The sequence below is a fragment of the Enteractinococcus coprophilus genome, assembly GCF_006716305.1.
In the GTDB taxonomy this organism is placed as follows: Bacteria; Actinomycetota; Actinomycetes; order Actinomycetales; family Micrococcaceae; genus Yaniella; species Yaniella coprophila.
Window position 1 is genome coordinate 240,304 of record NZ_VFOU01000003.1, and the last position, 23,747, is coordinate 264,050.

Sequence of the window (23,747 nt, forward strand, 5' to 3'; positions counted from 1 at the left end):
TTCTGATGTTTCAGGCTTGCCGGAGCCCACAATAGAAACGTATTCTGCCACCTTGCTCTAAGGAGTAGCCCATGTCCACACCGACCATCGAAATCCCCGAGAACCTCAAACCAGCGGATGGTCGCTTTGGTGCTGGACCATCGAAGGTCAGCACTCAACTGTCTCAAGCGGTTGCTGCAGCAGGCGCGAGCCTACTAGGAACCTCGCACCGTCAGCCACCAGTGCGCAACTTGGTTGCATCCGTCCAAGAAGGAATTACCCAGCTGTTTAGCGCACCAGAAGATTATCGGGTGGTCTTAGGCGTGGGCGGTGCTACAGCGTTTTGGGATATCGCTACTTTTGGGCTCATTCGCAATAAGGCCCAACACCTGTCCTTTGGCGAGTTCGGCTCGAAGTTTGCCAAAGCAACAAATAATGCCCCCTTTCTTGAAGACTCTGTGATTTTGCAGGCGGATCCTGGCTCTCGTCCTACGCCGCGCGCTGAGCACAACGTTGACGTCTATGCTTGGCCACATAACGAGACCTCGACGGGTGTCGCAGCACCGGTCCACCGCGTCGATGGTGCTCATGACGACGCGCTCGTCCTTATTGACGCGACGTCCGGCGCTGGTGGACTACCGGTTGATGTCAGCCAATCGGATGTGTACTACTTCTCGCCACAGAAAAACTTCGCATCGGACGGCGGGCTGTGGTTGGGCTTGTTTTCCCCTGCAGCCATTGAGCGTGCAGAAGAAATTGCTGCATCCGATCGCTGGGTTCCCGACTTCTTGAACCTCAAGACCGCAATCGATAACTCGGCAAAGAACCAGACCTACAACACTCCGGCCCTAGCCACGTTGATCATGCTGGACGAACAACTCAAATGGATGAACACCAAGGGTGGCTTAGATTTCGCGACCACCCGGACCAAGGATTCTTCCGACCGGTTGTATAACTGGGCCGACGCTTCCAGCTACGCTACGCCGTTTGTGACTCGCCCGGAGGACCGTTCGCAAGTCATTGTCACCATCGATTTCGATGAGACCGTAGACGCGGCAGCCGTCGCTTCGATACTGCGCGCTAATGGCATTGTGGACACTGAACCGTATCGCAAACTCGGCCGCAACCAGCTACGTATAGCAACCTTTGCAGCCATCGACCCGGAAGACATCTCCGCGCTGACCGCCTGCATCGACTACGTTGTAGATCGCCTCTAAGCACGAATAACAACCAGTTCTGGCCGGTAGCGACAAACAATATTCTCTGTCGCTACCGGCCAAGGTCGTTTAGGTAGAACATTAAAACCACAATGCGATAACCTGAGAAGCATCACAGTCAAGATAAATAAAAAGCACTGCCGCAGCAGTGCTTTTTATCAGGTTTAGCTCTCAGTGTCAGGCTTCGTATTCGAGCCCGCAGACTTTTTCTTCTGCTTCCTGCGAGCCGCTTGCTGCCGCGCCCTGCGACGCTTGGCTTCCCGGCGGGCCTGTTTTGCTTTGTCGGTATGGTCTTTAGTTACCGGTCTCTCAGTCGAGGCGACCGACACTTCTTCAACGGCCTTCGGTCCAAAGCCTGCGGCCTCCAGTGCTTTAGCTGGATCCTCGCCAGCAGCGATCGCATCGAGACGGATGCGCTCTTCTGCTGAGGCACGATCACGCCACGGCACCCATGCTGGAGCAAGTAACGCACCCTCGCCGGGCAACATGCCAGTTTCGCTAATCGTCACCATCTTGGAACGTGGGGCACGTGCTAGCGTGACAAAAAAGTGCCAGCCGCGATAGCCCGGGACATGGGCGGCAAACCGGTGCGTGACGACGCGTTCATCATCGGCGGTCGTCCCCAGGTGTTCGCCAATGTCGCCGTCATAGCCTTCCAACGCCTCTCGGGCGATATCAACAGCGTCTGCCAAGACGGTATCAACCCGTGGCTTACGGCTCATGCTGCGGGGCGGCCCAAACGTCGGATAGACAGGTTCAGTATTGGTAACGGTATCTTCAGCGACATCAGGCATCAAATGCATCAGCCACCCTTCGCATAATGGTGGCCATTTGCTCGGCCTGTTTAGTTGCTGGATAGCGCCCTCTGCGTAGCCCAGTCGAGGCGTTGTCGAGCATGCGGATCAGATCGTCCACGATGCCGGCCATATCTTGTGCTTTGGGCCTGGTGGCCCGGACGACCGAGGGTAATTTTTCAAGAACTTCGACGGACAGTGCTTGTGGGCCGCGTCGTGAGTCGACAATGCCAAATTCCACCCGGGTTCCCGGGCGCAGTTGGGTTACCCCGGATGGCAAGGCTGACGACGGCAGATGGATATCATCGCCGTCATCGGTGGTAATAAAACCAAAGCCCTTTGTATGGTCGTAAAATTTCACTCTGCCGGTTGGCATGGATCTACTATTCCTTCGTCACGTGCATCATTCACAAAGGGTCCCCGTCACACATCCCTTGCAGGTGCGGTTACAGGAACCCTCAAAGCCTATCGGAGGCCAGTATAGTGCCTTTGCTCCCGAATCTTCGCAATGATCGGCCACCTGTGCTGCAAGCGTAGAATAACGCCCATGACCACCCAAAAATCTCGAAACTTAGACGCGACACCCGCCTGGATTGCAGCCGTGTTGTGGATCGGGGTAGCCATTGTTGTTGTCTCATTCCTCGCGCTGATTGGCGTGTTAGTGTACTACTTCGCCGGCGTCACCCCTGCCACTTGGCTGTTTTGGCTGGCCCTGTTGGCCTTTCCAACAGGTTTCATCTTGATGCTCGTGGCTCTGGTGGGGAATGTATTCGTGCGCAGAAAACGGCAGCACGCACCGCACTCCATCCAGTAAACACACAGCAACCTCACAGGTTAGTTTTTTTAGAATAGGCGTATGACGTCGCAATCTTATGAAGCAAAACTCCTAGTCGTCGATGATGAACCGAACATCCGCGAACTACTGTCCACCTCTTTACGGTTCGCCGGATTCGAAGTTGTTGCCGCTGCTAACGGCCGTGAAGCGCTCGAAGCCGCTGAGGCCCATAATCCTGATCTGGCGGTGCTTGATGTCATGCTGCCGGACATGGACGGCTTCACTGTCACCCGGAAACTGCGCGCCTCAGGCCGCTTTTTCCCAGTCGTGTTTTTGACCGCACGAGATGAAACCGAAGACAAAGTCACCGGACTGACCGTTGGCGGTGACGACTATGTGACCAAACCGTTTAGCCTCGATGAAGTGGTGGCTCGAATCCGTGCCGTGTTACGCCGCACGGCTCCTGCAGAAGACGACGATGCGATGTTGATCGTGGATGATCTGGAACTCGATGACGACGCTCACGAAGTTCGACGCGGTGGCGAAATCATTGATCTGTCCCCCACCGAGTTCAAACTGCTGCGCTATTTGATGATGAATCCCAACCGGGTGCTCTCCAAAGCTCAGATCCTGGATCACGTCTGGGAATACGACTTCAATGGTGACGCCTCAATCGTGGAATCCTACATTTCCTATTTGCGACGGAAAATCGACGTCGAAGATCGGCCCAAGATGATTCAAACCAAACGCGGGGTCGGATATCTCCTAAGGACACAAGACAAACGCTAGATGGCCACGCCCCAACCGCTGCAATGGATAGCCCGCCGATGGCAGGCTACTTCGTTGCGCACCCAGCTCACGCTGATCACCGGGCTCCTAATGGCCCTCACGGTGGCCCTGACCGCAATCTTGACGGCGTCGTTATATCGCCAGGAACTGATCCGACAGATCGATGAGGACATCTTCACCAACCGTCACAACGTGTCGATGTATTTGACTTCAATGGGCTCCGCCGGACCATATGAGACCGGAAGTTTCGAACAAACGATTGTTCGATTTTACGGTGAATCCTGGAACAACGACGGCGAATTCGTGACCCGAATTTACGCTGAAGGATCAGACGTCCCCGATATTGAACCGCTGACTGCCCGCCAGGCGGCCGCCCACGGTTCGACCCCGTTCAACGTGCCGGGGTTGGCGATGCCTCAGCATCAGTGGCGGGTACAGATTTATCGCCTCGAGTCTGACAGCGGCACCGTGGCCATTGCCTTACCTCTAGACCCCGTAGAACGTTCGGTCGAACGGGTGACCACCCTGGTCATTACCATCGGGTTTTTGGCAACACTAGTCGTCACCATGATCGCCTACGGGCTGGTAACCACGGCGTTTCGCCCACTGAACAGGGTGGAGCGAACCGCCGCCGGTATTGCGGCTGGTGATCTATCCAAACGTGTCCCCAGCGGGGCACCGGACACCGAGGTCGGGCGCCTGTCGCGGTCCCTGAACGCGATGCTGGCGCACATCGAAATTGCCTTCCGTGCGAATGAACAATCCGAAGAGCGCATGCGACGTTTCGTCCAGGACGCCTCTCACGAGCTCCGCACCCCGCTGGTCACAATCCGGGGCTTTTCGGAATTGTATCGCCATGGCGCGCTGTCTTCTGAGGAGGATGTATCCACCGCGATGGGTCGAATCGAGTCTGAAGCCAAACGCATGACCCAGCTGGTCGAAGACCTCCTGACACTGGCCCGACTTGATGAGCAACGCACGATGGATATTGATCCTATTGATCTGTTGCAACTGGCATCCGATCTGGTGCTCGATACGAGAGCAACCGCACCGGATCGCCACATCACTCTAACCGGCCTCACCCCGGGATCCTCGCCGCAGTCAGCACCCACCCTGGGTGATGCCAACAGACTACGACAGGTCATTTCGAACCTGATGACCAACGTGTTGCGATACACCCCGGGTGGCACCGCCATTGAAATCGCAGTGGGCACTGCACCATCCGAAAACGGTGCGGCCACCGAGTCCATCATCAAAATTTGTGACCACGGGCCAGGTATCTCTGATAGTGATGCCGAAAAAATTTTCCAACGCTTCTACCGTGCCGATACCTCACGAGATCGAGACACCGGCGGCAGTGGCCTGGGGCTAGCCATCGTGGCTGGTATCGTCAGCCAACACAACGGCACCGTGAGACACGAAGAGACACCGGGCGGAGGTGCCACCATGGTTGTCCGACTCCCCTATCACCCCATGGATCATGACGACGATGATGACTGGGGTTCCGAAGACGAGACTGACTTCTCCACAGCCGAATAAAGCGGCCGCGGATTGTCCACAGTACTAAGCACAGCTCGCCCACCCCAGCTGGCACCTTTCTAGGCTGGCGGCACCGCATCACATCCGTGATGAACCGTCGATAGAGGAGGCCCTGATGGCTCGTATTCAGATTGATGTCCAAGAACTTTTTGCCAAAGCCAGCAATGTCCAATCCACCGCTGATCGTATCCAAGCCGAAGTCAACACGATGGATGCTGCCTTACGTCAGCTCCAAGAGTCTTGGGTCGGGCAAGCCTCTTCCAATTTTCAAGGGGTAGTCACCGAATGGCGAGCCACCCAGCAGCGTGTTGAAGAGTCGCTACGTTCTATCCGAGAAGCGATGCAACACGCAGGTCAGCAATACGAAGCCACGGAGCAAGCAAACGCTGCAATGTTCCGCGGGTAAAAAGATCCACGCAAACCTTCGCCCGGTCCCCTGACATGGCACCGGGCGAAGGGTTTGGTGGGTAGGCTAGGGGCATGGCCATACTGATCGACCCCGCACGGTGGCCAGCCCATGGCACCGTGTTTTCTCATCTCGTCTCAGATGAGTCCCTTGAGGAACTGCATGCTTTTGCTCGTGCAAACGGGGTCCCACCAAATGCCTTCGACGGCGACCACTACGATATCCCGGTGAGTCAGTATGAAGCGCTTGTCTCAGCTGGAGCCCTGGAAGTCTCAGGTTCCGAGCTGGTCCGCCGTTTAGTGAAATCCGGGTTACGCATTACTGCCGCCGAGCGGGCTTCAAAGCTGGAGAAGATTCTGCATCAACGCTTTGATCGGCTTTTACCCAATACTTCTGAACTCGATCGCGGACCAATCTGTGATGCCCTGATTGAGCGCTGGGGTGAAGAGCACCGTCATTATCATGACCTGACGCACCTGATGTCTGTGCTCAAAAATATCGATTACTTAGAGCGTCAGGGTGAACCGATGGGACCTTTTCCTCGAGCTGTCAAGCTCGCTGGCTGGTTTCACGATGCGGTCTATCGTGCCGACCCGGTTCTGCCTCCTGGCCAAGATGAAGAAGACTCCGCCCGTCTCGCTGAACGCGTCTTACCCGAACTCGGCGTTCCTGGTCCGGAAATTTTAGAAACTGCTCGACTGATTCGGCTCACGTTCACGCATGACCCTCATAAGGAAGATTACGGCGGCAAAGTGTTATGTGATGCTGATCTTGAGGTGCTGTCCCGCAACTCGGGGGCTTATCAGCGCTATCAGGAAGGCATTCGTAAAGACTTTATTCGAGTCAGCGACGAAGTTTTTGCCACCGGTCGAGAAAAATTCTTGCGCCGCATGTTGGCACGCAACCCGATTTTCAATACGCCTACTGCACGACGACGCTGGGAACGATCTGCGCGTCGGAATCTTATGTCAGAGTTATATCCACGACGAGGTAAATCTCAGGATTGAGTCTCACCAGGCGTGGTACGTCCGGTGAAATGATCCATCGTCGTATTAATCCCCAGCAGGTCACTTACCTGATCCGCTACTGGGACCGGCAAGAGCTGAAGCCACTTGGCCAGCGCAGCTGTCGAGGGTAAAATTAGCTGGCGCTTGCCGGATTCTATGGCGCGGAAGATTTTGTGCACCACGGTTTCAGATTCGAGGATAGGGAGCAACACATTCGGCGAGCTGGCACCATCGAACATCCCGGTATCAACATAAAAGGGATGGACCGATAGCGTATGAATGGCATGACCGTAGTGGCGCATCTCGGCGCGCAACGACTCCATGAAACCGTGTGCCGCCCACTTAGAGGCAGCATAATCAGTCTGACGGGCAACTCCGATAAGCGATGCTGCTGAAGCGACCACTGTGATAGACCCGAAGTTATTAGCGACCATATTTGGTAGGAACTGTCGGGTCACCCGATATAGCGCCAGGGTGTTGATTTGGTAGGTGCGCTCTACGTCGTGGTGGTTTTGTTCTAGAAACGTTTTCCCGGTCACGATACCGGCGTTATTGATGAGAAAATCAATTCCGCCGATACGTTGGCGCACCGCTGCACCCGCAGCATCAACGGATTCGTCATCGGCGAGGTCGACCACATCATAAGAAGCATCGACACCGTAGGCTAAAATCTCGTCGACCGTATCGCGAGCCGACTGTTCATTGATGTCCCATACCACGATATGAGCTGCGTTGCGCTGTGCTGCACCACGTGCTAGGAGCCGCCCCAGTCCGGATCCTGCACCGGTTACCAGTACCGTTTGGGCACGCATGGACAGATGCCGTTCTGCACGTTTGCGATACCAAACACCAGCGGCGCCAATAGCACCTGCCGTGACGCTCAGGTTGCGAACGGCTCGTAAAAGTTTACCCACGACTCTTTCCTTTCTTGCCTACTCTCGCTATATTCTACAAACCTGCACAGTACCCGGTGGGTTAAACACCGATGTCCCGGTCGTGTGACCGGGACATCGAGAAGATGGGTGTATCTTCGTGTGTTGCTTGCCAGCAAGCAGTCTTACATCATGCCACCCATGCCACCCATACCGTCCATGCCAGCGGCTGCAGCCGCTGGATCGACTGGTTCTGGTTTGTCAGCGATGACAGCTTCAGTGGTCAGGAATAGGCCTGCAATTGAAGCGGCGTTCTCCAGCGCGGAACGAGTTACCTTGACCGGGTCGTTGATGCCAGCTTCTAGCAGATTGATGTATTCGCCGGTTGCGGCGTTGAGGCCGTGTTCTGCTGGCAGATTCTTCACCTTGTCGACGACCACACCTGGTTCAAGACCAGCGTTTTGGGCGATCTGCTTCAGCGGAGCTTCAACACCAATCTGGACGATGCGAGCACCGGTGGCTTCGTCATCAGCCAGCTTCAGGTCAGCAAAGGCGGTCTGAGCAGCTTCGATCAGTGCCACGCCACCGCCGGCTACGATCCCTTCTTCAACAGCGGCTTTCGCGTTACGAATCGCGTCTTCGATGCGTGCTTTGCGTTCTTTGAGTTCGACTTCGGTGGCAGCACCGGCGCGAATTACAGCTACACCGCCGGCCAGTTTGGCCAAACGTTCTTGCAGTTTTTCACGGTCGTAATCGGAATCGGTGTTTTCGATTTCGCTACGGATCTGGCTAACACGACCAGCGATCTGGTCGGAGTCGCCAGCACCTTCAACGATGGTGGTCTCATCCTTGGAAACGACAACCTTGCGGGCAGTGCCCAACATGTCCAGGGTCGCGTTTTCCAGGGTCAGGCCAACCTCTTCGGAGATGACTTGGCCGCCGGTCAGGATGGCGATGTCGTTGAGCATAGCCTTACGACGGTCACCGAAGCCTGGGGCTTTGACAGCAACAGACTTGAAGGTGCCACGAATCTTGTTGACAACCAAGGTTGCCAGGGCTTCGCCTTCGACATCTTCAGCGATGATCAGCAGTGGTTTGCCCGACTGCATGACTTTTTCCAAGATGCCAACCATGTCACGAGCGTTGGAGATCTTGGAGTTGACGATCAAGATGTAGGGGTCTTCCAGGACTGCTTCCTGGCGTTCGCCGTCGGTGGCGAAGTAGCCAGAGATGTAACCCTTGTCGAAGCGCATCCCTTCGGTAAGTTCCAGATCCAGGCCAAAGGTGTTGGACTCTTCAACGGTCACAACGCCTTCTTTACCAACCTTATCCAGAGATTCAGCGATAATACGACCGATTTCGTCGTCGCCGGCCGAGATGGAGGCGGTGTTTGCGATCTGTTCTTTGGTTTCGACTTCGCGAGCCTGTTCCTGCAGCGCTGCAGTAACAGCCGTAACAGCTTTGTCGATTCCGCGGCGCAGGGCGATTGGGTCGGCGCCGGCGGCAACGTTGCGCAGGCCTTCAGAAACCAGAGCCTGGGCCAAAACGGTTGCGGTGGTGGTACCGTCACCGGCTACGTCATCGGTGCGCTTGGCAACCTCTTTGACGAGCTCGGCACCAATTTTTTCGTAGGGATCTTCGAGTTCGATTTCTTTAGCGATCGACACGCCATCGTTGGTGATGGTGGGAGCGCCCCACTGCTTCTCAAGTACGACGTTGCGCCCGCGTGGGCCCAAGGTAACCTTGACAGCCTCAGCTAGGGTGTTCAGACCCGTTTCGAGGCCGCGGCGAGCTTCTTCGTCAAATGCAATGGTCTTAGCCATGTATTGCACGGTCCTTTCGGGACGATTAGGTGTTCCACACCTGCACCACAGTGCCCGCGACGGCAAACCCTGACACCTAACCGGGTGGCGGTGCACAGGGCTTCAGCTGATGGTGAGGTAATCCCTCCGGGTTGACTTTGGCAGTCACACCAGGAGAGTGCTAAATCTATTTTTAGCACTCGGAGCACTCGAGTGCAAGTATCGGCTGAAGTGTTAGTTTGCCGTTAAGACCACGAGCACACCGTCTACCGAGGGTTCATACACCGCAACGGCGCCGATCTCTTCGGCAACAGCTCGCGCTGTGGCTTCGTCAGACGAGAAATACACGGTGGTTTGTGACGGGACATTTCCGCTCCAGTTATCCGCGATCGGAACGTTAAACCCTGCCCCGCCGAGTTCTTGTGCAACCGAAGAAGCATAACCTTGGATATTCGAAGCGTTATAGACCCCGATCGGTAACGAATAATCGACTTCTTCCGGTTCGTCGGTCTCTTCCTCAGTGGGTTCAGGTGTCGGCGAGGGCTCTTCAGGCTCTTCAGACTCTGACTCTTCAACCGGCTCCGGCTCGATGAGCTCTTCGGTCTCGTCAGGATCTTCCGTCGGCTCCGGTTCGGCAGACTCTTCCTCAACCGGATCGGTCGCCGTCTCGGTGGGCTCCGATGCCGCAAGATTCAGCGGATCGCTCGGTGCCAGCCACAAATATGATCCGATCCCGATAGCTAAGGCTGCGCCGCCGGTCAGAATAATTGCGTTGAGCTGTCCGGCGCCCTTAGGGGTCGAAAACTCTTTGCGGTGGGCCCCTTGCTGGGTGGTATACGGTTCGACGTCGTCGAAGCGGTCACGAGGATACTTGGAAGTAGTCTGGACGTCCTGGCTCAAGATGCCATACCTTCTGCACGGTGCATTGTGGAACGGGAATTCAACAGGCGCTCGACCAGCATCGGATCATAGGCATATGCTTGCTCCGTGGTGATCAGTCGCGCCAGTTTTTGATAGTACCTGGTCGGCGTCATGCCAAAAGTATCGGAAATATCCCGATCCTTGGCACCTGCATAATGCCAGGAGCGTTTTTCAAACTCCAGCATCTGCTGGTCGATCTCGCTCAACCCAGCCATGCTTCCCCTCTCAGATCATTCATCGCCACCAGTCTAAACTACCGTATGTCGTTCGATTCGTTAGGCTAACCGCATGACCATTTCTGCTTGGCCCGAAATCCATCCGTCGTGGTATCCGATCCTAGAACCTGTGTCCGATCAGCTGCAGGGGCTCATGGAGCACATCGCTGCGCGTCGTGACGACGGCGAGCACATCGAACCTGCGCCCGACAATGTGCTGCGTGTTTTCCACATGCCCTTCGACGCCGTCAAAGTCGTCATTGTCGGTCAAGATCCCTACCCGACTCCGGGGCATGCGGTAGGCCTAAGCTTTGCTCTGCACCCGGATGTGCGACCGCTAGCCCGTTCACTGGTCAATATTTACAAAGAGCTCGAAGACGATCTGGGTATCGCCCCGGCTGCCACGGGCGACCTCTCGGGGTGGGAAGCTCAGGGCGTATTTCTACTCAACCGGGTGCTCACGGTCACCGCGCATGCTGCCGGCTCGCACAAGGGCTTGGGGTGGGAAGCCATCACTGACGCGGTCGTGGATGGTCTGGCCGCCCGCGGCACTGCCCTGGTGGTGATCCTATGGGGCGGACAAGCCAAAACCTTGGCCACGCGCTTCCACGACGACGACACCCTGGTCCTCACTTCGGCTCACCCATCCCCGTTGTCTGCACGCCGGGGTTTCTTTGGCTCAAAACCGTTTTCCAAAACCAATCAGTTCCTGGCTGACCACGGTGTCGAGCCCATCGATTGGGCCGCCAATTCGTTAGAGCAGCCTACACAGTCCGAACTGTTCTAACGTCACTGCGAGCGCTCGCCTAGCGGTGGCCTGCTCGCCGTCGTTCATTGGATTTCAGCCCGGTGGTCAATGGCCGTGCCAGGGAGTCACCTAACACCAGTCCCGTTGCCATGGCCATGATGATCACCGAGGCTTGTAAAAGAACCATCACCCCGCCTGACATCATCTCCACGTTCGTGCCGATCTCATACATCGCCCGAAAGATCATCAGCCCTGGCAGCAAGAAAATGCCGGCCGGGACCGCGACCACCAGCTGGGGAGCACCCAGGCTCAACGCCACAATGCGAGCGCAGAACCCGACGACGACGGCTGCTGCCGCCGGGGCGATGCTGGGACCGAATCCTAGGTCCACGGCGCCCGCGTAGACGAGGTAGCCCACCGCTGAGACGAGACCGGTGGGCAGTATCAGGCGCATGCGTGTTTGTTCGGCAATCGACATCCCCATCGCTGCGATGGCAACGATAAGAGTAATCAACCAGTGCGGGTACTGGCGCGAGGGCATTGCGGTGATGTCAATTTCGGGTGCGCCCAGCATACTGACCGCTACAATGCCGATGGCAATACCGGCCACGAGCCCCACATAGACCAGGGCTGAGGAGACTATACGCCCAGCCGAGGTGACAGGGAACCCGTTAATACCGTCCTGGAGGGCAGACACGATGCGTAATGCTGGGACGAGGGTCAATAAGGAGGCGGCAATCATCAGTGCCGGGTCTCGGAACACCTCGGACCAATACAGGCCAAAGGCGATCAGCGTTGCCATGAGCCCACCGGCCATGGTGGCAAAAACATCCGGAGCCCGCAATCGACCCATCACGTGCACGGTGGCCATGATCAGCGATGTGACGCCCATGGTCAGCAGGGCCGAAAACCAGGAACCGCCGATGAAGATCACAAACGCCGAAGCCCACACACCATTGGCAAAGAACGACATCCAGGTGGGGAACGTTTTCTTGCGCTGTCGAATTGCGGCCAACCGCGCATGCGCGTCGTCACGCTCGACCTCACCGGCCGCGATCTCGGTGACCAACTGGTGTAGGTCAGCCAAACCTGCATAATCGGATCCCCACGTGCGGACTACGCGCTGGTAGGTCGCGGGGGGTTCACCGATCGGCGCGAAGTTCAGCGAAATAGACTGGTTGGTGATATCGACCTCAGCATCGAATACCCCGTAGGCCTGGGTCACCACGATGATCGAGGTTTCCACCTCCAGAGCGCCGGCACCAAACCGAAACATGGTTTCGCCTAGCTTGAGCGCCAACAGCATCGTGTTGTGCGCTTCTTTAGCTTCGGCGACCGCTTTATAGCGTGCTCCGGTCAGCTGATAGGGAGAGTCTTGGAGCCGATCTACCAGCCGCAGCGCTTGAGTCGGCAACGATTCGGTGTAGGGGGCATATTCCTCGGTAAAACTGGCCCGGCCGCCATCGTGGTCACCGCTTTTGTCTTTGGTACGATCCGTGAAACCTTGGAAGGCTTGGCGCCAGGTCGTCAGTGCCGGGAATTTCCGTGTGTCCGGGGCTGGTTTTTCCTGAACGTAGGCGGCTTCTTGTTCGGGCTTGGGAAGTTCGCGTAACGGTGCGACTGTCTCGGGCTCGTCCCCGGCGGCTAAGACCGACGTCGGAACCAGATCTTCTGGAACCGTCTCGGGTTCAGTCACCTGTGGGGCCATCTGGCGGGCATCCACATCTGGGTTCGGCAGGGTCACCGCCGGGCGTATCACCGGGAGAATACTCACCTCGGCGGGTGGCTCCTGCGGGTTGTGGAGATTATCCACCGACTCTTGACCGTTTTGTGGTTCCATCTGCTCTTCAGTTTCAGATACACCGCGTTGCTCGTTGGCCACAGCCGCCCTCCCTCCAAGGAAAAGTCCCGGGGTTTTCCACCCGGGACTCCGGGATCGTGGTTCGTTGCACAGCAGCTGAACCAAGGATCCCAACACGCAATTACAGTATTAGAATCCCATACTTTTGGCAGTGCTCCAAACCGCGAAACGGCGAAGAAAAACCGAGGATCTGACTAGTCAATATTGTCGAATGCGTAGTCGATTTCGGAGTCCTGAAACCCCGCGTATTCCATATATTCGCGCAGTTGCTCGCTGGAGTGGTCATCAAAGGTTTCTTGGTATGACTCTAGCGCTTGGACTGCTTGTTGGTTGTAGTCAATGTCGAGGTTCTCCAGCGCATACTGAACTTCGTCGTCGATGAAGCCCGCCCGGTTGAGATATTCTTGTATTTCTTGTGCCGAGTATCCGCTGTATTCACTATCACTCATCTGCTGAGCAGTACCCAGAGCTTGTTCGTTCCAATCAACGCTCAGATTATTTAGCGCATATTCGATGGCCTCATTTTGGTAGCCGTCGTAGCGTAGAACATCAATAAGATCCGTGGGCCCATAGTGTGAATAGTCGGCGTCGATACGTTCCTGGACTTTTGCAAGTGCTTGTTCCTGACTGCCGCCGTCCTGGAGCACAAATCTGCCATCGTCAGAACGCTCGAGCTTCGTGTCCTCCAGGCTCAAGGAATCTTCGGGAGCCAGGGGTGCTGCAGGTGTATCGGTGCCCGGCTGTTGAGCGAGGTCGTCATGCGAGCGCTCATTGGTGACTACTGCCAGACTAATGGCGGCCACGCCCAAAATAAGGACCACAAGAATCGTGATGAACCACCACTGCTTGTAGAAGGGTCGGGTGGGTGGCCGACCGTTAGAAAACTGGGTCGCCTGGTGCCAGGCGGTCGGGTTATTTGGGTCGTAGTAATGCTGGGCCGGATCATAGTATTGGCCAGCTTGGTGTTGACCAGTTTGCCCCTGCCAGTGCTGCGATTGATTCGAGTCGTGACCCGCAGGAGGTGCCCATGGTTGAGCATTGTCTGAGGTGGTGTGATGATGCGTCATATTCATTCCTTATATTTTGCTTTTCACCGTATCACCGCCGCCTCCGCGCAGGGGTTATTCTGACGTGCCAAGACGACAATGGTAGCGAGCCTGCAAAGGCCCGAGGAAACCTGGGTTCCAGACGGGTCAGTCGGTTTTGCACAGTGGTTTAGTCGGCTGTAGGTCAATTCAGCATGAACGGTAATCGACCGAGAGATTTCCACGGGTATAAAAGCTTGCAAAGTCGCCAAAGACTCTGTCGTTTTTGCCCACCTCTGCGCTACCGTAGTGTCAGAAGGCTCCACCGGGTTTATCCGATCCTGCCCATGGATCGCTCGGCTGGGTCTGCATGGATGCACACGATTGGGATCACCTATGGCAGTGGTATGGGACGGTAGAACGGACGAAGAAAAGCTTCAAGAACTCCTACGACTCGGTGAGCAAACCCAGCTCGAATTCAAAGTTGAACTCGACCTGCGCGATCGCAAACACGAACTAGATTTTGTCAAAGACGCCGTCGCTATGGCCAACCGGCCACCGGGCGGTTATATTTTGATCGGTATCACCGATGAGGGCACCCTGCCGGACACTCCCTGGCGCATCAAGAATCCGCAGATGTTTGATGGTGCAACTCTGCGCGACAAAATTGGTAAATATATAGAAGCCGATATCGAGGTCGTGTCGCAGGTGCATACGGTCAATGGTAGTGACGTCGTCGTCATCGCGATTTTCTCTACTCGGTCCGGGCTGCCGGTTCCCATGTTGCGTGTTGGCCAGTACAACACCCCCAACGGTAAAGGTCGGATGAAAACCAAAACTGTGTTTCGTCCTGGTGAGATTTTCATTCGTGACGGTGCCGGAAATGTGCCGGTGCGATACCGCGATTGGCCGTCGGTACTTGCTAAATACGATCATCAGGTGAAAGAGGCCGCCACTAGTGACGTTAACTCGTTGATGTCGAAATTAGCTGATGCCATCGGACCTGGCAGCAGAGTCAATGTGCCGTTGGAACCGTTTCTGGCCGATGGGACCGTCGCAAGTGCCATCCGCGCCAATATTCAACAGGGCAACCGGGCTGAGTTAAAGATCTTTTTGCAAAATACCCGGGAAGAAATCGTGTTGGCCGAAGACAAAGTTAAACCGCTGGTTCGCCTCGTCGGCGTCGGTTGTGAGGCGATGCTTGCCGACGACAATGATTTGGCCATCAAAACCATTGGCACGATGTACGATGCCTTTACGTCGATCGCAAAGTCCCCCAGAGCGGTAGCGGCCACGATCGTGGCCGCGTATTTATTTGGGGCCGCTGCCGTCCGGCTGGGGTGTTGGGAACTGATTCCAGCGTTGGTGTTGCGGCCGTTTCAGCGCACACCTACTCACCCGCGGTATAGTTCGTGGATTCGTTACGGTCAGATCGAAGCGTCAGCTCACGATCAGTACCCGTTTGCTTCTCGCCCGGCCGATGCTAGTGATGAAGACGCCGATGACAATGGCGCAATGATCTCAGAAGGGTTATCTTGGGCGCGCACCTATCCCCTGGTTCGCCCCGATGTGCTGCATGATTTCGGGTTGCATAACAACAAAACGCGTAAGACAGACGCGCTGCTGAACTCGTTATGTCAGTTTGATTTTCTATACGCTTGGCTCGTGAACGCTTCGGCTCGTGAACACGGTGGTGGTGGCGCCTATGCCGCGTCGTCGGCGTTCAAGCACTGGCGCACCTTGCCTATCATTGAACGAACCATCACCAACGGTGAGATGCGAGCCAGACTCTTTCCTGACGCTCGGGAAAAAGAGATCGCCCAAGCGTTACGTAGTACCTACAGCCATGCAGAAAAAGTATCGAACCGGGAGAAGTACTTCACCGGCTGGCAGCCGCTGCCGCCGTGGATCTCGGAATTTATTGATCACATCGTAGAAGGCAGTAATGCAGCCCAGCATTACCCTGCACGTTATCGACACAACGTGGTAGACCTCACGGCGCAACGGCAGCACGGGTAACCCTTGGAGCCCAGACGGTCGTGGGACTCCGCTCATACGGTAGAGTCCCCCGGCCGTCTTAGGGTTTCTTAGATCGCGGCATCCATACCTTTGCCACGCAGAATTTCACGCTGATTGGGGTTTACTGATTCCCTAAATGGCATTTCTACGATTTCAGCAGCAACCGGGCTGCCCGGAACATCTGCATACTGCTCGGGGAGGTGAACCCATAGCTCAGTACCAAGTTCAGCATGCTCCACGGGAACATAGCCCATCGCGATGTTCTGGCCGATTTCAGGTGAATACCACGGTGAGGTGACGTACCCGACCGGTTCACCATCTGAGCTCGTGGAGATCAGCCAAAAGTCTGGCGCATAATCATCAATGGGTGCTCCACCCATGATCATGCCAACCAATTGATGTGTAAAGGGGTAGCTGCCGGCTTCGATTTGGGCCCGTGCTGATTCCAGCGCAGATTTACCAATATAGTCGGCCTCCTTCTGGCGAGGCACCTGATATGACAGATTTACTTGGAAGGGTAAGACTTCCTGGTCCATGTCTTGACCCCAGGAAAGGATGCCGGCTGCGATGCGTCGGTGGTGAGCTGGGGCGACGACTGCCAACTGGTGTTTTTCGCCGGCCTCTAGGACTGCATTCCATAACACCTCGGCGTGCTGTGAAGCATCATAGAGATAGATCTCATAGCCCTTCTCACCCGAGAATCCAGTTTGCGAGATTACGACCTCGCGCCCGGAAATGTCACTTGCCATAAGGCCGTAGGGCGGTAGCTCGGCGACCTCATCGCCAAATAGGTCGACCATCAGACCGACCGATTTGGGTCCTTGGATCTGGACTGGTGCCACGTCAATCTCTTGGATTTCGACGTCGAAACGGCCACCAACGTTGACGCCTTGTAACCATAGTTCGAGGTCAGAGTCTGACAGTGAAAACCAGAATTCGTCTTCAGCCACGCGCAGCAGCACAGGATCGTTGAGTATACCGCCACTCTCATTGCAGAGGATGACATAGCGTGCGCGCATGACGGGTATCTTGGAGGCGTCTCGGGTGATCACAAAATTGACGAAAGCTTCGGCCTCTGGGCCTTTGACCTGGATTTGTCGTTCGACTGCTACGTTCCATAGGGTCACGTGATTGACCAGCGCATCGTATTCCACCATCATTCCGCCATCTTCGGGACGGACGTACCCGCGCGGGTGGTACATGCGGTTATAGATGGAGGCACGCCAGCAGCCCGCCTCCATGGACAAGTGCCAATAGGGTGATTTTCTGACCCTGGTATCAATGAGCATCTCAACCGGGGTGGGGCCAGACTGTCGTAAGTTAATCGGGACGGTGCGATCAGATTGGTTGATGGAAGGGAAATTAGCGTTCATGGTAGTCCTCCCTAGAAAAAGCGGGCAGCTGTATTGCTCAACCCACCCTCGATGTTGCATTATGCGCTACATAGCTCGCAGTATGCAGCACTACGCCCATCCTACTGTGACGAGCTTCACTCGTAAAGGGAGTTGTCCGCACGCAGCAGCAAGATTTCTTATAATGCTCAGGGTGCGGTGGGGACGACTCGCGAGAACCCCAACCGCGCCTCGAAGTCTTTCGCTGCGCTTTGAACGTGTGTCAAGAACTCATCAAATCTCGTCTCGGGCATGCGAAAAGCCGGCGCTGTCACAGACACTGCCGCAACCAAATGCCCAGTGGCATCCCACACTGGGACGGCGAGCGCGTTGATCCCTTCTTCCCATTCACCAATTGCACTGGACCAGCCCTGCTGACGAATGGTTCGTAGTTCATCGGCTAATTGTGACAACTCCTGCTGGGTGGCATCAGTGTATCGCTCGAGTGGCTGGGAAATAACCTGTTCCCATACCTCGTTGGTAGCGTGCGCCAAGAGTAACTTGCCGGTAGATGTCGCATGCAATGGCACCCGCTGTCCCACGTATTGTCCCGCTACCCCAACCATCTGTTGACCTGTGCTCTGCGTAATTGTGACCGCGTGGCCTTGATCAAGAATGGCGATATTGGTGGTCTCTTGGGTTGTCTCGGCTAGTGCATCACAAACCGCTTGACCATCCCGTGCAAGGTCGAAGCGGGTCGAGACTGGATAGGCCATACGTAAGATACCCAGGCCTAACCGAAATGCTCCGCGTTCAGCCACTTGTTCGACGACGTCACGGTTTTCAAGTGTTGCAAGTATTCGCGAGGCTGTAGATCGGTGCACGCCGAGCCGTCTGGCAATCTCGGATGTGCTCAATTCGGGTGCGTCGGTGAGGAACTGCAGAATTTGGATAGCACGATCTACCGACTGTATGGGAGCTACGGGTTCTGAAGTCTTGCCTGCCATTGCCACGGTGTTCCTCGCTCAGGGTTATGTCGGTGTCTTTGTCTAGACTACCCAACCTCAAGCGATAGCACACAGCACCGCACTCTTGGCTTATGCATGCGAAAGTCCTGGCCCGAATCTACCGCCGGAGCAAGGCGCCCCAAACAGCACCGAACTGATTATCCATGCTGGCAGAGAGCATGGAGCTCTTCTGGTCATTTACTTTTACAACACAACTGTTTGCAACGTCGCTACAGTCCCGTCTAAGTACCTGCGGTAATTGCAGCGAAGCTGCGAGACGTCTCCGGCGGCGCAGTTCAAGAGAACTACGCCGCCGGAGACGTTTGCGATCCTGAAATCAGGCCCTAGAGCATACGCCGAGCGTCAGTGGTATCTTCCCGATGGACACCATAGTTCCGGGAGGAACCGACGACGTCACCGGATTTCCATTCGGCCCACCCCGGCCGGCCGGCCATGAAGGTCTCGATTTGATCCTTATTGGCTTCCAGTTTGGGATCATGTTGAAGGTAAAACTTCGTTTCTCGAGCGATGAGACCGGATAGCACGAGCAGTCCGATGAGATTTGGTAATGCCATCAGTCCGTTGAAGATATCGGAGAACAACCATACAACTTCGAGTTCTGCCGTGGCGCCCACGAAGACGACCAGCGAGAACAGAATGCGGAACGGCATCACCAGACCGCGGCCAAATAGACGCTCGATGTTGCGTTCTCCGTAATACGACCACGCCAAGATCGTTGAAAAAGCGAAAAGCACCAACCCAAGCGTGACCACCCAGTGACCCCATTCGCCGGGCAGACCGTGGCTGAAGGCCTCGCCGGTCATCAGTGAGGCGGAAATCTGTTCACCCGTCGCGGGATCTTGTTGTTGCCAAGTACCAGTAGTAATGATGACCAGGCCGGTAATGCTGACGACGATGATGGTATCGATGAAAGTTTGCGTCATGGATACCAATCCTTGACGTACCGGGTGAGTGGTTTGTGCAGCCGCCGCAGCGATTGCTGCTGAGCCAAGACCCGACTCGTTAGAGAACATGCCGCGGGCAACGCCATACTGAATAACGATGATGATGGCTGCTCCGGCGAAGCCACCAACAGCTTGCTCTGAGCCGGCGAATGCCATGGTGAAGATCTCAGCGAAGGCACCGGGCAGGGCAGTAATGTTCACGAGCAAAATGTACAGCCCACCGAGCACATAGAACACGACCATAAACGGCACCAGACCTGAGGTGACGCGTCCGATGGATTTAATGCCCCCGACCAAGACGACCATGGTCAATACGGTGAGGATTAAACCTGTAACCCAAATGGGGACACTCCAGCTGGACTCAACATTTGAGGCGATTGCGTTGGCCTGGGTCATATTGCCGATACCAAAGCACGCGATGACTGCGAAGATCGCAAATGAGAGACCTAAGATCTTTCCGACTGGGCCCTTAATGCCACGTTCCAAGTAGTACTGCGGTCCTCCAGATTTTTCGCCGGCGGTATCGGTTCCGCGGAACCGTACGCCGAGGAAGGCTTCAGAGTACTTGGACGCCATGCCAACCAAGCCTGTCATCCACATCCAGAACAGGGCTCCGGGGCCGCCGATAGCTAGCGCAGTCGCAACCCCCACGATGTTGCCGGTGCCGATGGTGGCGGCCAGCGCGGTCGTGAGCGCTTGGAACTGCGAAATATCACCTTCAGAGCCCGGGTCTTTCCGTTTGATGATGCCCAGTGTCAACGCTGGAATGAGTTTGGTAAATTGTATCCCACCCAACCGAATGGTTAGGTACAGCCCTGCTCCCAATAGCAACGGGATTAGAAGGAATGGGCCCCAAACAAAGCCACTAATCTCATCAAGAATTGTCGTTAAATCTGTCATTGTGCTAGATCCTCTTCAGATGGTCCCTGAGGACGGCAGGCGTGAGTAAAGGTGATGAGCACCACCGTGTATGACTTAGATTACCTGACAAGCCCCATCCTGGGATAGATCTTGGCTGGCTCCCCTCGTCAAATCTCAACACCTCAGAGAAATTATCTACCCGGGATTCCAACGTGACATCACACAACGCCTAATTCTCCGATAGGGCGTCATTCGACAAGGCGAGACTCCTTATCCTTGTTGCGCGTGACTGCACAGCAACCGACCACGGCCACAGTGACGGCCATACTGGTAGGCTCGCCGATGAAAAACCCCGGAACTTTTAAGCAAAGTCCCGGGGTGATAGAGCCCCCTATCGGATTCGAACCGATGACCCCCTGTTTACAAGACAGGTGCTCTGGCCAGCTGAGCTAAGGAGGCGTGGCTAGGTTAGCCGCGATCACTGCGACCTTGGCTAGTCTAGCTCAAAGGATGCTGAAACAAAAACCTAGCCGTCGAGCTGAGATTCAGCCCAGTCCTGGAATGGTTCACCGCTTGCGGTGTTTTCGTATTGCACACCATTGACCCACACCGATGGGGTGCCGGCGATCCCAGCTTCAACTGCTTTCGCGGTGGTGAAGTTCACGAATGGGCGGAAGGTGTTGTCAGAGATACAGCCGTCGATATCAGCGCCCGCGTCGGAAGCGAGACTGGTCAGTTCATCGTTCGAAAGTCCTGCACCTTGGTGTGAGTCGTAGCTCTGAAAGACTGCATGGACGAAGTCCATAGCGTGTTCTGGCGATTCTTCAGCAACGCATGCCATGGCGTTTGCAGCGCGTGAAGAGTAGTTTTCGGTACCTGGATTATCCAGGTAGTTGACGATGCGGTATTCGAGGGAATGCCCGTCGTTGACCAGCTCATTGAGCGCCTCGGCGTTCTCCGTCTCAAATTGAGCACAGTAGACGCAGTTGGCGTCAGCGTAAATAATAATGTCGGCCTGGTCGGTCCCGGGCACTTCGGTCGGCATCTGTCCAGCAGTATCAGGATCAGGTTCTTCCACAGTTGTGGCATCCACCTCGGCAGGGCCATCACCCTGTGCAGGCACACCGTCCTCTAACAAGAGCCCACCAGAAGCGGTCGCCGAGGTCGGGGCCGGGCCTGCATCCGGGATCGAACGAGATGAGTTCATGAGTGTCACCGCGACAATGATGGCAACGATTGCAGCAATGACACCGACGATGGTCCACGTAATGATCCGCGACCGACGCTTTTCTGCTGCCAATTGGTTGGCATGGGCCTGTCGTACGGTGTCTCGAGAACTCCCGGCTGACGTGTTTCTAGCCATTATCCTTACCTAAACCTAGATATTAGTTAAATTTTGAACGAGTCAGAGTTTACGTTTCGGAACTGAACGTACCCTGAAATGATTACTGTTGACTTCCAAGCTCAGGGTGGTCCCCTTGAACGGTAGGCTCACCAGTGTCGGGGTCAAATAGAATGCGCACTTGAAAGTGTTGTCCATCCGCTGTGGTTACTTCAGCCTCCAAGAGATTGCCATGCCACTCTTGTGGTTCGACTTCTTGCACTTGCGGGTATTTGGCGATGGTGTTGGACTCCAGCAGGCTGTTTTGTTGTTCTTGGCCGATCATGCCATAGAGAATGCCTGCGGTCCCCAAGAACAAGGCCGCAAAACCGGCAATAATCTCGACTCGGACATCCCGCGGCGCATCTGGACGTTCCCCGCGGGAGTCCGTTCCCTCGAAACGCCTCGACTCGCCGGCCGCCCAAGCTTGCAGTCGACGTCGCCGCCACGTGGCGTGAGCTAATATCGCCGCACCAGCGATGGCGAAGACGAAACCCAAGCCAACGGCCAGTTGCGGAGTCTGTAGGTCTAGGGGCTCAAACATAGTTCTATTGTCTACGATTCTTTGTGTGAGTGGCGCTATTTGCCGAAGTTTTGACTCAGCGCGTAGTTATTTCTATTGCTTCTCGTAGTCAAAGCGTACCCTGCTGGCTCAGAGTGTGATGAACTTGAAGTTATGAAACTAGCTACGTTCCGAATCCCCGAGCAACGCATGGATGAGCCGGGCGCTACCTTTGCGGCTGCCATTACTGAAACCGCTACAGACGAGTCAGGCCTCGAATATGCAACACAAGCCGTGCTCTTGGAAGGCATTACCGATGTTGGCGCTTACCTCACCACGCCGCACAACGACCGACAGGGACTTGTGCACACCACAATTGATGCTGCGCAGCACGATCCCAGCAAAGTGTTAGATGTGTCCGAATTCAGCTATGACACGCTTATCCCCTACCCGTCGAAGGTATTCTGCATAGGATTGAATTACCGGAATCACATTGTGGAGACTGGTCTGGAGTTACCGGAATATCCCACTGTCTTCGCAAAATATGGCCAAACTCTGACCGGACCGTATAGTGAGATCGAGATCCCGGCACTAGATCACCGATTGGATTATGAGGGTGAATTAGCCGTCGTCATTGGCACGCCGGGAAAGAATATCCCTGCCACGAACGCGCATAATTACGTTGGAGGATACGCAGTGAGTAATGATTTCTCCTTACGCGGGATGCAGGGTCGCACCGATGAGTGGACTCAGGGAAAAATCTTTGAGGCCACAACTCCGATCGGCCCATGGTTGGTCACCCCGGACGAGTTCAAAGAAGACGCCCGACTCACCACCCTGGTGAACGGCGAGGTGCGCCAAGACGATGCAGTCAATGACTTGGTGTTCCAGGTCGATGAACTCATCGAGTATCTTTCCAGCATCATCACCCTGCTGCCAGGCGATATTATTTTGACCGGAACCCCCGGGGGTGTCGCCTTGGCGATGCGGGACGAGGACGGCCGTCGTCCCTGGTTGAAGGCAGGCGACGTCGTTGAGACACGCATCGAAGGACTAGGTGCCCAACGCAATGTCATCGTTTGACCGGATTGGGATTCTCGGGGCAGGGCGCGCTGGGACCGCGATTGCTCGGGCAGCAACTCGCGCCGGCCTCGAGGTCCACATCGCCTCGACGCGCACACCATCGCAGATGCGTTACCACTTAATGCAATACGCACCGCAGGCCCGGGCTGTTCATGCCGAAGAGATCGCCGACGGCGTCGATCTGGTTATCCTTGCTGTGCCTCAAGAAGACCTGGACGACGTCGACCCGGTGTGGGTTGCCCAGCGTATTCTGGTAGATGCCACGAACCGATGGGAAAATGAACCGTTGCCAGCGTGGTTTGAGCAGGGTTTGGCTTCGGGGTTGAGTTCTTCAGAAGTGATCGCCCAGCGTTTTCCTGAGGCTCGGGTAGTGAAGGCTCTGAATCATATTTCGCACTGGGCAATGGACGCTCCTCAAACCGCTGAAGCGCGGGCCGCGATGGTGGCAGCTGATGATCCTGCTGCGGCTCAACTCGTGGCCCAGTTTGTGACAGCCCTAGGGTTTGAAGCCGTTGTGGCTGAATCATTAGCCGCGGGACGGCACGCTGAACCAGGTACACCTTACTTTAATGTTGCAGCGACCGCAGCACAGTTGAAACAAGCGCTGCTATGAAGCCGCCAATAAAAAAGTGGATCCGAGAGCTTCTC

General features: G+C 55.7%; 23 protein-coding genes and 1 tRNA gene. 10 read left to right on the forward strand and 14 right to left on the reverse strand.

Going from position 1 to position 23,747, the window contains the following annotated elements; genetic code table 11:
• The first annotated feature begins 71 nt into the window (after positions 1-71).
• On the forward strand, positions 72-1,196 hold the full coding sequence (serC, locus tag FB556_RS09135; RefSeq protein WP_141866980.1) for a phosphoserine transaminase: 1,125 nt from the start codon (positions 72-74) through the stop codon (positions 1,194-1,196).
• A 164-nt stretch (positions 1,197-1,360) separates the two neighbouring features.
• Here serC and FB556_RS09140 read toward each other — a convergent pair whose 3' ends face one another.
• On the reverse strand, positions 1,361-1,999 hold the full coding sequence (locus FB556_RS09140; RefSeq protein WP_246057339.1) for a DUF3027 domain-containing protein: 639 nt from the start codon (positions 1,997-1,999) through the stop codon (positions 1,361-1,363).
• Positions 1,983-2,366, reverse strand: a complete 384-nt coding sequence (locus FB556_RS09145) for a cold-shock protein (protein WP_141866982.1) — start codon at positions 2,364-2,366, stop codon at positions 1,983-1,985. Before FB556_RS09145 ends, FB556_RS09140 begins: the two co-directional genes overlap by 17 nt.
• 171 nt (positions 2,367-2,537) lie before the next feature.
• Between FB556_RS09145 and FB556_RS09150 the strand changes: the two genes are divergently transcribed.
• The 5 genes from FB556_RS09150 to FB556_RS09170 all read left to right on the forward strand — a co-directional run bounded on the left by FB556_RS09150 (position 2,538) and on the right by FB556_RS09170 (position 6,506).
• A complete protein-coding gene (locus FB556_RS09150) occupies positions 2,538-2,804 on the forward strand; it encodes a cytochrome c-type biogenesis protein CcmH (RefSeq protein ID WP_141866984.1) in 267 nt (88 codons plus the stop codon).
• A 42-nt stretch (positions 2,805-2,846) separates the two neighbouring features.
• Positions 2,847-3,554, forward strand: coding sequence for a response regulator transcription factor (locus FB556_RS09155; RefSeq protein WP_141866986.1), 708 nt, complete (start codon positions 2,847-2,849; stop codon positions 3,552-3,554).
• Complete coding sequence (locus FB556_RS09160; RefSeq protein WP_141866988.1) at positions 3,555-5,093, forward strand: sensor histidine kinase; 1,539 nt, start codon at positions 3,555-3,557, stop codon at positions 5,091-5,093. It abuts the gene before it with no gap.
• A gap of 115 nt (positions 5,094-5,208) precedes the next feature.
• Positions 5,209-5,499 (forward strand): WXG100 family type VII secretion target, encoded by a 291-nt coding sequence (locus tag FB556_RS09165; RefSeq protein WP_141866989.1) that lies wholly within the window; start codon positions 5,209-5,211, stop codon positions 5,497-5,499.
• Positions 5,500-5,573: 74 nt separating this feature from the next.
• Positions 5,574-6,506 carry a DUF4031 domain-containing protein gene (locus FB556_RS09170; RefSeq protein WP_141866991.1) on the forward strand — a complete coding sequence of 311 codons (933 nt, stop codon included), beginning with the start codon at positions 5,574-5,576 and terminating at the stop codon, positions 6,504-6,506.
• Here the strand turns inward: FB556_RS09170 and FB556_RS09175 are convergent.
• From FB556_RS09175 to FB556_RS09190, 4 genes are all read right to left on the reverse strand, one after another.
• A complete protein-coding gene (locus FB556_RS09175) occupies positions 6,497-7,420 on the reverse strand; it encodes an SDR family oxidoreductase (protein WP_246057340.1) in 924 nt (307 codons plus the stop codon). The two genes, FB556_RS09170 and FB556_RS09175, sit on opposite strands and share 10 nt — an antisense overlap.
• A 143-nt stretch (positions 7,421-7,563) precedes the next feature.
• Complete coding sequence (groL, locus tag FB556_RS09180) at positions 7,564-9,201, reverse strand: chaperonin GroEL (RefSeq protein ID WP_141866993.1); 1,638 nt, start codon at positions 9,199-9,201, stop codon at positions 7,564-7,566.
• Between the two features lie 213 nt (positions 9,202-9,414).
• Positions 9,415-10,080, reverse strand: a complete 666-nt coding sequence (locus FB556_RS09185) for a LytR C-terminal domain-containing protein (RefSeq protein WP_141866995.1) — start codon at positions 10,078-10,080, stop codon at positions 9,415-9,417.
• Positions 10,077-10,316 (reverse strand): DUF3263 domain-containing protein, encoded by a 240-nt coding sequence (locus FB556_RS09190; RefSeq protein ID WP_141866998.1) that lies wholly within the window; start codon positions 10,314-10,316, stop codon positions 10,077-10,079. The genes FB556_RS09185 and FB556_RS09190 overlap by 4 nt, the downstream gene beginning before the upstream one ends.
• Before the next feature lie 73 nt (positions 10,317-10,389).
• Between FB556_RS09190 and FB556_RS09195 the strand changes: the two genes are divergently transcribed.
• The gene (locus FB556_RS09195) at positions 10,390-11,103 is read left to right on the forward strand and encodes a uracil-DNA glycosylase (RefSeq protein WP_141867000.1); all 714 of its coding nucleotides are present in this window, start codon (positions 10,390-10,392) and stop codon (positions 11,101-11,103) included.
• Positions 11,104-11,122: 19 nt separating this feature from the next.
• Here FB556_RS09195 and FB556_RS09200 read toward each other — a convergent pair whose 3' ends face one another.
• Positions 11,123-12,946, reverse strand: a complete 1,824-nt coding sequence (locus FB556_RS09200) for a threonine/serine exporter family protein (RefSeq protein WP_141867002.1) — start codon at positions 12,944-12,946, stop codon at positions 11,123-11,125.
• Positions 12,947-13,119: 173 nt separating this feature from the next.
• Positions 13,120-13,992: a RecX family transcriptional regulator gene (locus FB556_RS09205; RefSeq protein ID WP_170200431.1), complete on the reverse strand. Its 873-nt coding sequence runs from the start codon at positions 13,990-13,992 to the stop codon at positions 13,120-13,122.
• A 354-nt stretch (positions 13,993-14,346) separates the two neighbouring features.
• Between FB556_RS09205 and FB556_RS09210 the strand changes: the two genes are divergently transcribed.
• Positions 14,347-15,969, forward strand: coding sequence for an AlbA family DNA-binding domain-containing protein (locus tag FB556_RS09210; RefSeq protein WP_141867006.1), 1,623 nt, complete (start codon positions 14,347-14,349; stop codon positions 15,967-15,969).
• Positions 15,970-16,037: 68 nt separating this feature from the next.
• Here the strand turns inward: FB556_RS09210 and FB556_RS09215 are convergent, their stop codons facing one another.
• From FB556_RS09215 to FB556_RS09240, 6 genes are all read right to left on the reverse strand, one after another.
• Positions 16,038-17,342, reverse strand: a complete 1,305-nt coding sequence (locus FB556_RS09215) for a glycine cleavage T C-terminal barrel domain-containing protein (protein ID WP_141867009.1) — start codon at positions 17,340-17,342, stop codon at positions 16,038-16,040.
• Between the two features lie 167 nt (positions 17,343-17,509).
• Positions 17,510-18,307 carry an IclR family transcriptional regulator gene (locus tag FB556_RS09220; protein ID WP_141867011.1) on the reverse strand — a complete coding sequence of 266 codons (798 nt, stop codon included), beginning with the start codon at positions 18,305-18,307 and terminating at the stop codon, positions 17,510-17,512.
• A gap of 344 nt (positions 18,308-18,651) precedes the next feature.
• Positions 18,652-20,172 carry an alanine/glycine:cation symporter family protein gene (locus FB556_RS09225; RefSeq protein ID WP_141867013.1) on the reverse strand — a complete coding sequence of 507 codons (1,521 nt, stop codon included), beginning with the start codon at positions 20,170-20,172 and terminating at the stop codon, positions 18,652-18,654.
• 346 nt (positions 20,173-20,518) lie between these two features.
• Positions 20,519-20,592 (reverse strand) — tRNA-Thr (locus FB556_RS09230).
• Between the two features lie 67 nt (positions 20,593-20,659).
• Positions 20,660-21,496 (reverse strand): DsbA family protein, encoded by an 837-nt coding sequence (locus tag FB556_RS09235; protein WP_141867015.1) that lies wholly within the window; start codon positions 21,494-21,496, stop codon positions 20,660-20,662.
• An 82-nt stretch (positions 21,497-21,578) separates the two neighbouring features.
• The gene (locus FB556_RS09240) at positions 21,579-22,058 is read right to left on the reverse strand and encodes a hypothetical protein (protein WP_141867017.1); all 480 of its coding nucleotides are present in this window, start codon (positions 22,056-22,058) and stop codon (positions 21,579-21,581) included.
• A 132-nt stretch (positions 22,059-22,190) separates the two neighbouring features.
• Here FB556_RS09240 and FB556_RS09245 point away from each other — a divergent pair, with 132 nt between their 5' ends.
• Together FB556_RS09245 and FB556_RS09250 are read left to right on the forward strand one after the other, a co-directional pair.
• A complete protein-coding gene (locus FB556_RS09245) occupies positions 22,191-23,099 on the forward strand; it encodes a fumarylacetoacetate hydrolase family protein (protein WP_141867019.1) in 909 nt (302 codons plus the stop codon).
• The gene (locus FB556_RS09250; protein ID WP_141867021.1) at positions 23,086-23,712 is read left to right on the forward strand and encodes an NADPH-dependent F420 reductase; all 627 of its coding nucleotides are present in this window, start codon (positions 23,086-23,088) and stop codon (positions 23,710-23,712) included. Before FB556_RS09245 ends, FB556_RS09250 begins: the two co-directional genes overlap by 14 nt.
• Positions 23,713-23,747 lie beyond the last annotated feature (35 nt).

Coding starts and splice junctions, on each gene's coding strand:
- FB556_RS09240 (WP_141867017.1), bottom strand. CDS start 22,058: ATGTTTGAGCCCCTAGACCTACAGACTCCGCAACTGGCCGTTGGCTTG.
- FB556_RS09145 (WP_141866982.1), bottom strand. CDS start 2,366: ATGCCAACCGGCAGAGTGAAATTTTACGACCATACAAAGGGCTTTGGT.
- FB556_RS09155 (WP_141866986.1), top strand. CDS start 2,847: ATGACGTCGCAATCTTATGAAGCAAAACTCCTAGTCGTCGATGATGAA.
- FB556_RS09140 (WP_246057339.1), bottom strand. CDS start 1,999: ATGCATTTGATGCCTGATGTCGCTGAAGATACCGTTACCAATACTGAA.
- FB556_RS09245 (WP_141867019.1), top strand. CDS start 22,191: ATGAAACTAGCTACGTTCCGAATCCCCGAGCAACGCATGGATGAGCCG.
- FB556_RS09225 (WP_141867013.1), bottom strand. CDS start 20,172: ATGACAGATTTAACGACAATTCTTGATGAGATTAGTGGCTTTGTTTGG.
- FB556_RS09215 (WP_141867009.1), bottom strand. CDS start 17,342: ATGAACGCTAATTTCCCTTCCATCAACCAATCTGATCGCACCGTCCCG.
- FB556_RS09210 (WP_141867006.1), top strand. CDS start 14,347: ATGGCAGTGGTATGGGACGGTAGAACGGACGAAGAAAAGCTTCAAGAA.
- FB556_RS09170 (WP_141866991.1), top strand. CDS start 5,574: ATGGCCATACTGATCGACCCCGCACGGTGGCCAGCCCATGGCACCGTG.
- FB556_RS09190 (WP_141866998.1), bottom strand. CDS start 10,316: ATGGCTGGGTTGAGCGAGATCGACCAGCAGATGCTGGAGTTTGAAAAA.
- serC (WP_141866980.1), top strand. CDS start 72: ATGTCCACACCGACCATCGAAATCCCCGAGAACCTCAAACCAGCGGAT.
- FB556_RS09220 (WP_141867011.1), bottom strand. CDS start 18,307: ATGGCAGGCAAGACTTCAGAACCCGTAGCTCCCATACAGTCGGTAGAT.
- FB556_RS09205 (WP_170200431.1), bottom strand. CDS start 13,992: ATGACGCATCATCACACCACCTCAGACAATGCTCAACCATGGGCACCT.
- FB556_RS09150 (WP_141866984.1), top strand. CDS start 2,538: ATGACCACCCAAAAATCTCGAAACTTAGACGCGACACCCGCCTGGATT.
- FB556_RS09165 (WP_141866989.1), top strand. CDS start 5,209: ATGGCTCGTATTCAGATTGATGTCCAAGAACTTTTTGCCAAAGCCAGC.
- FB556_RS09160 (WP_141866988.1), top strand. CDS start 3,555: ATGGCCACGCCCCAACCGCTGCAATGGATAGCCCGCCGATGGCAGGCT.
- FB556_RS09195 (WP_141867000.1), top strand. CDS start 10,390: ATGACCATTTCTGCTTGGCCCGAAATCCATCCGTCGTGGTATCCGATC.
- FB556_RS09250 (WP_141867021.1), top strand. CDS start 23,086: ATGTCATCGTTTGACCGGATTGGGATTCTCGGGGCAGGGCGCGCTGGG.
- groL (WP_141866993.1), bottom strand. CDS start 9,201: ATGGCTAAGACCATTGCATTTGACGAAGAAGCTCGCCGCGGCCTCGAA.
- FB556_RS09235 (WP_141867015.1), bottom strand. CDS start 21,496: ATGGCTAGAAACACGTCAGCCGGGAGTTCTCGAGACACCGTACGACAG.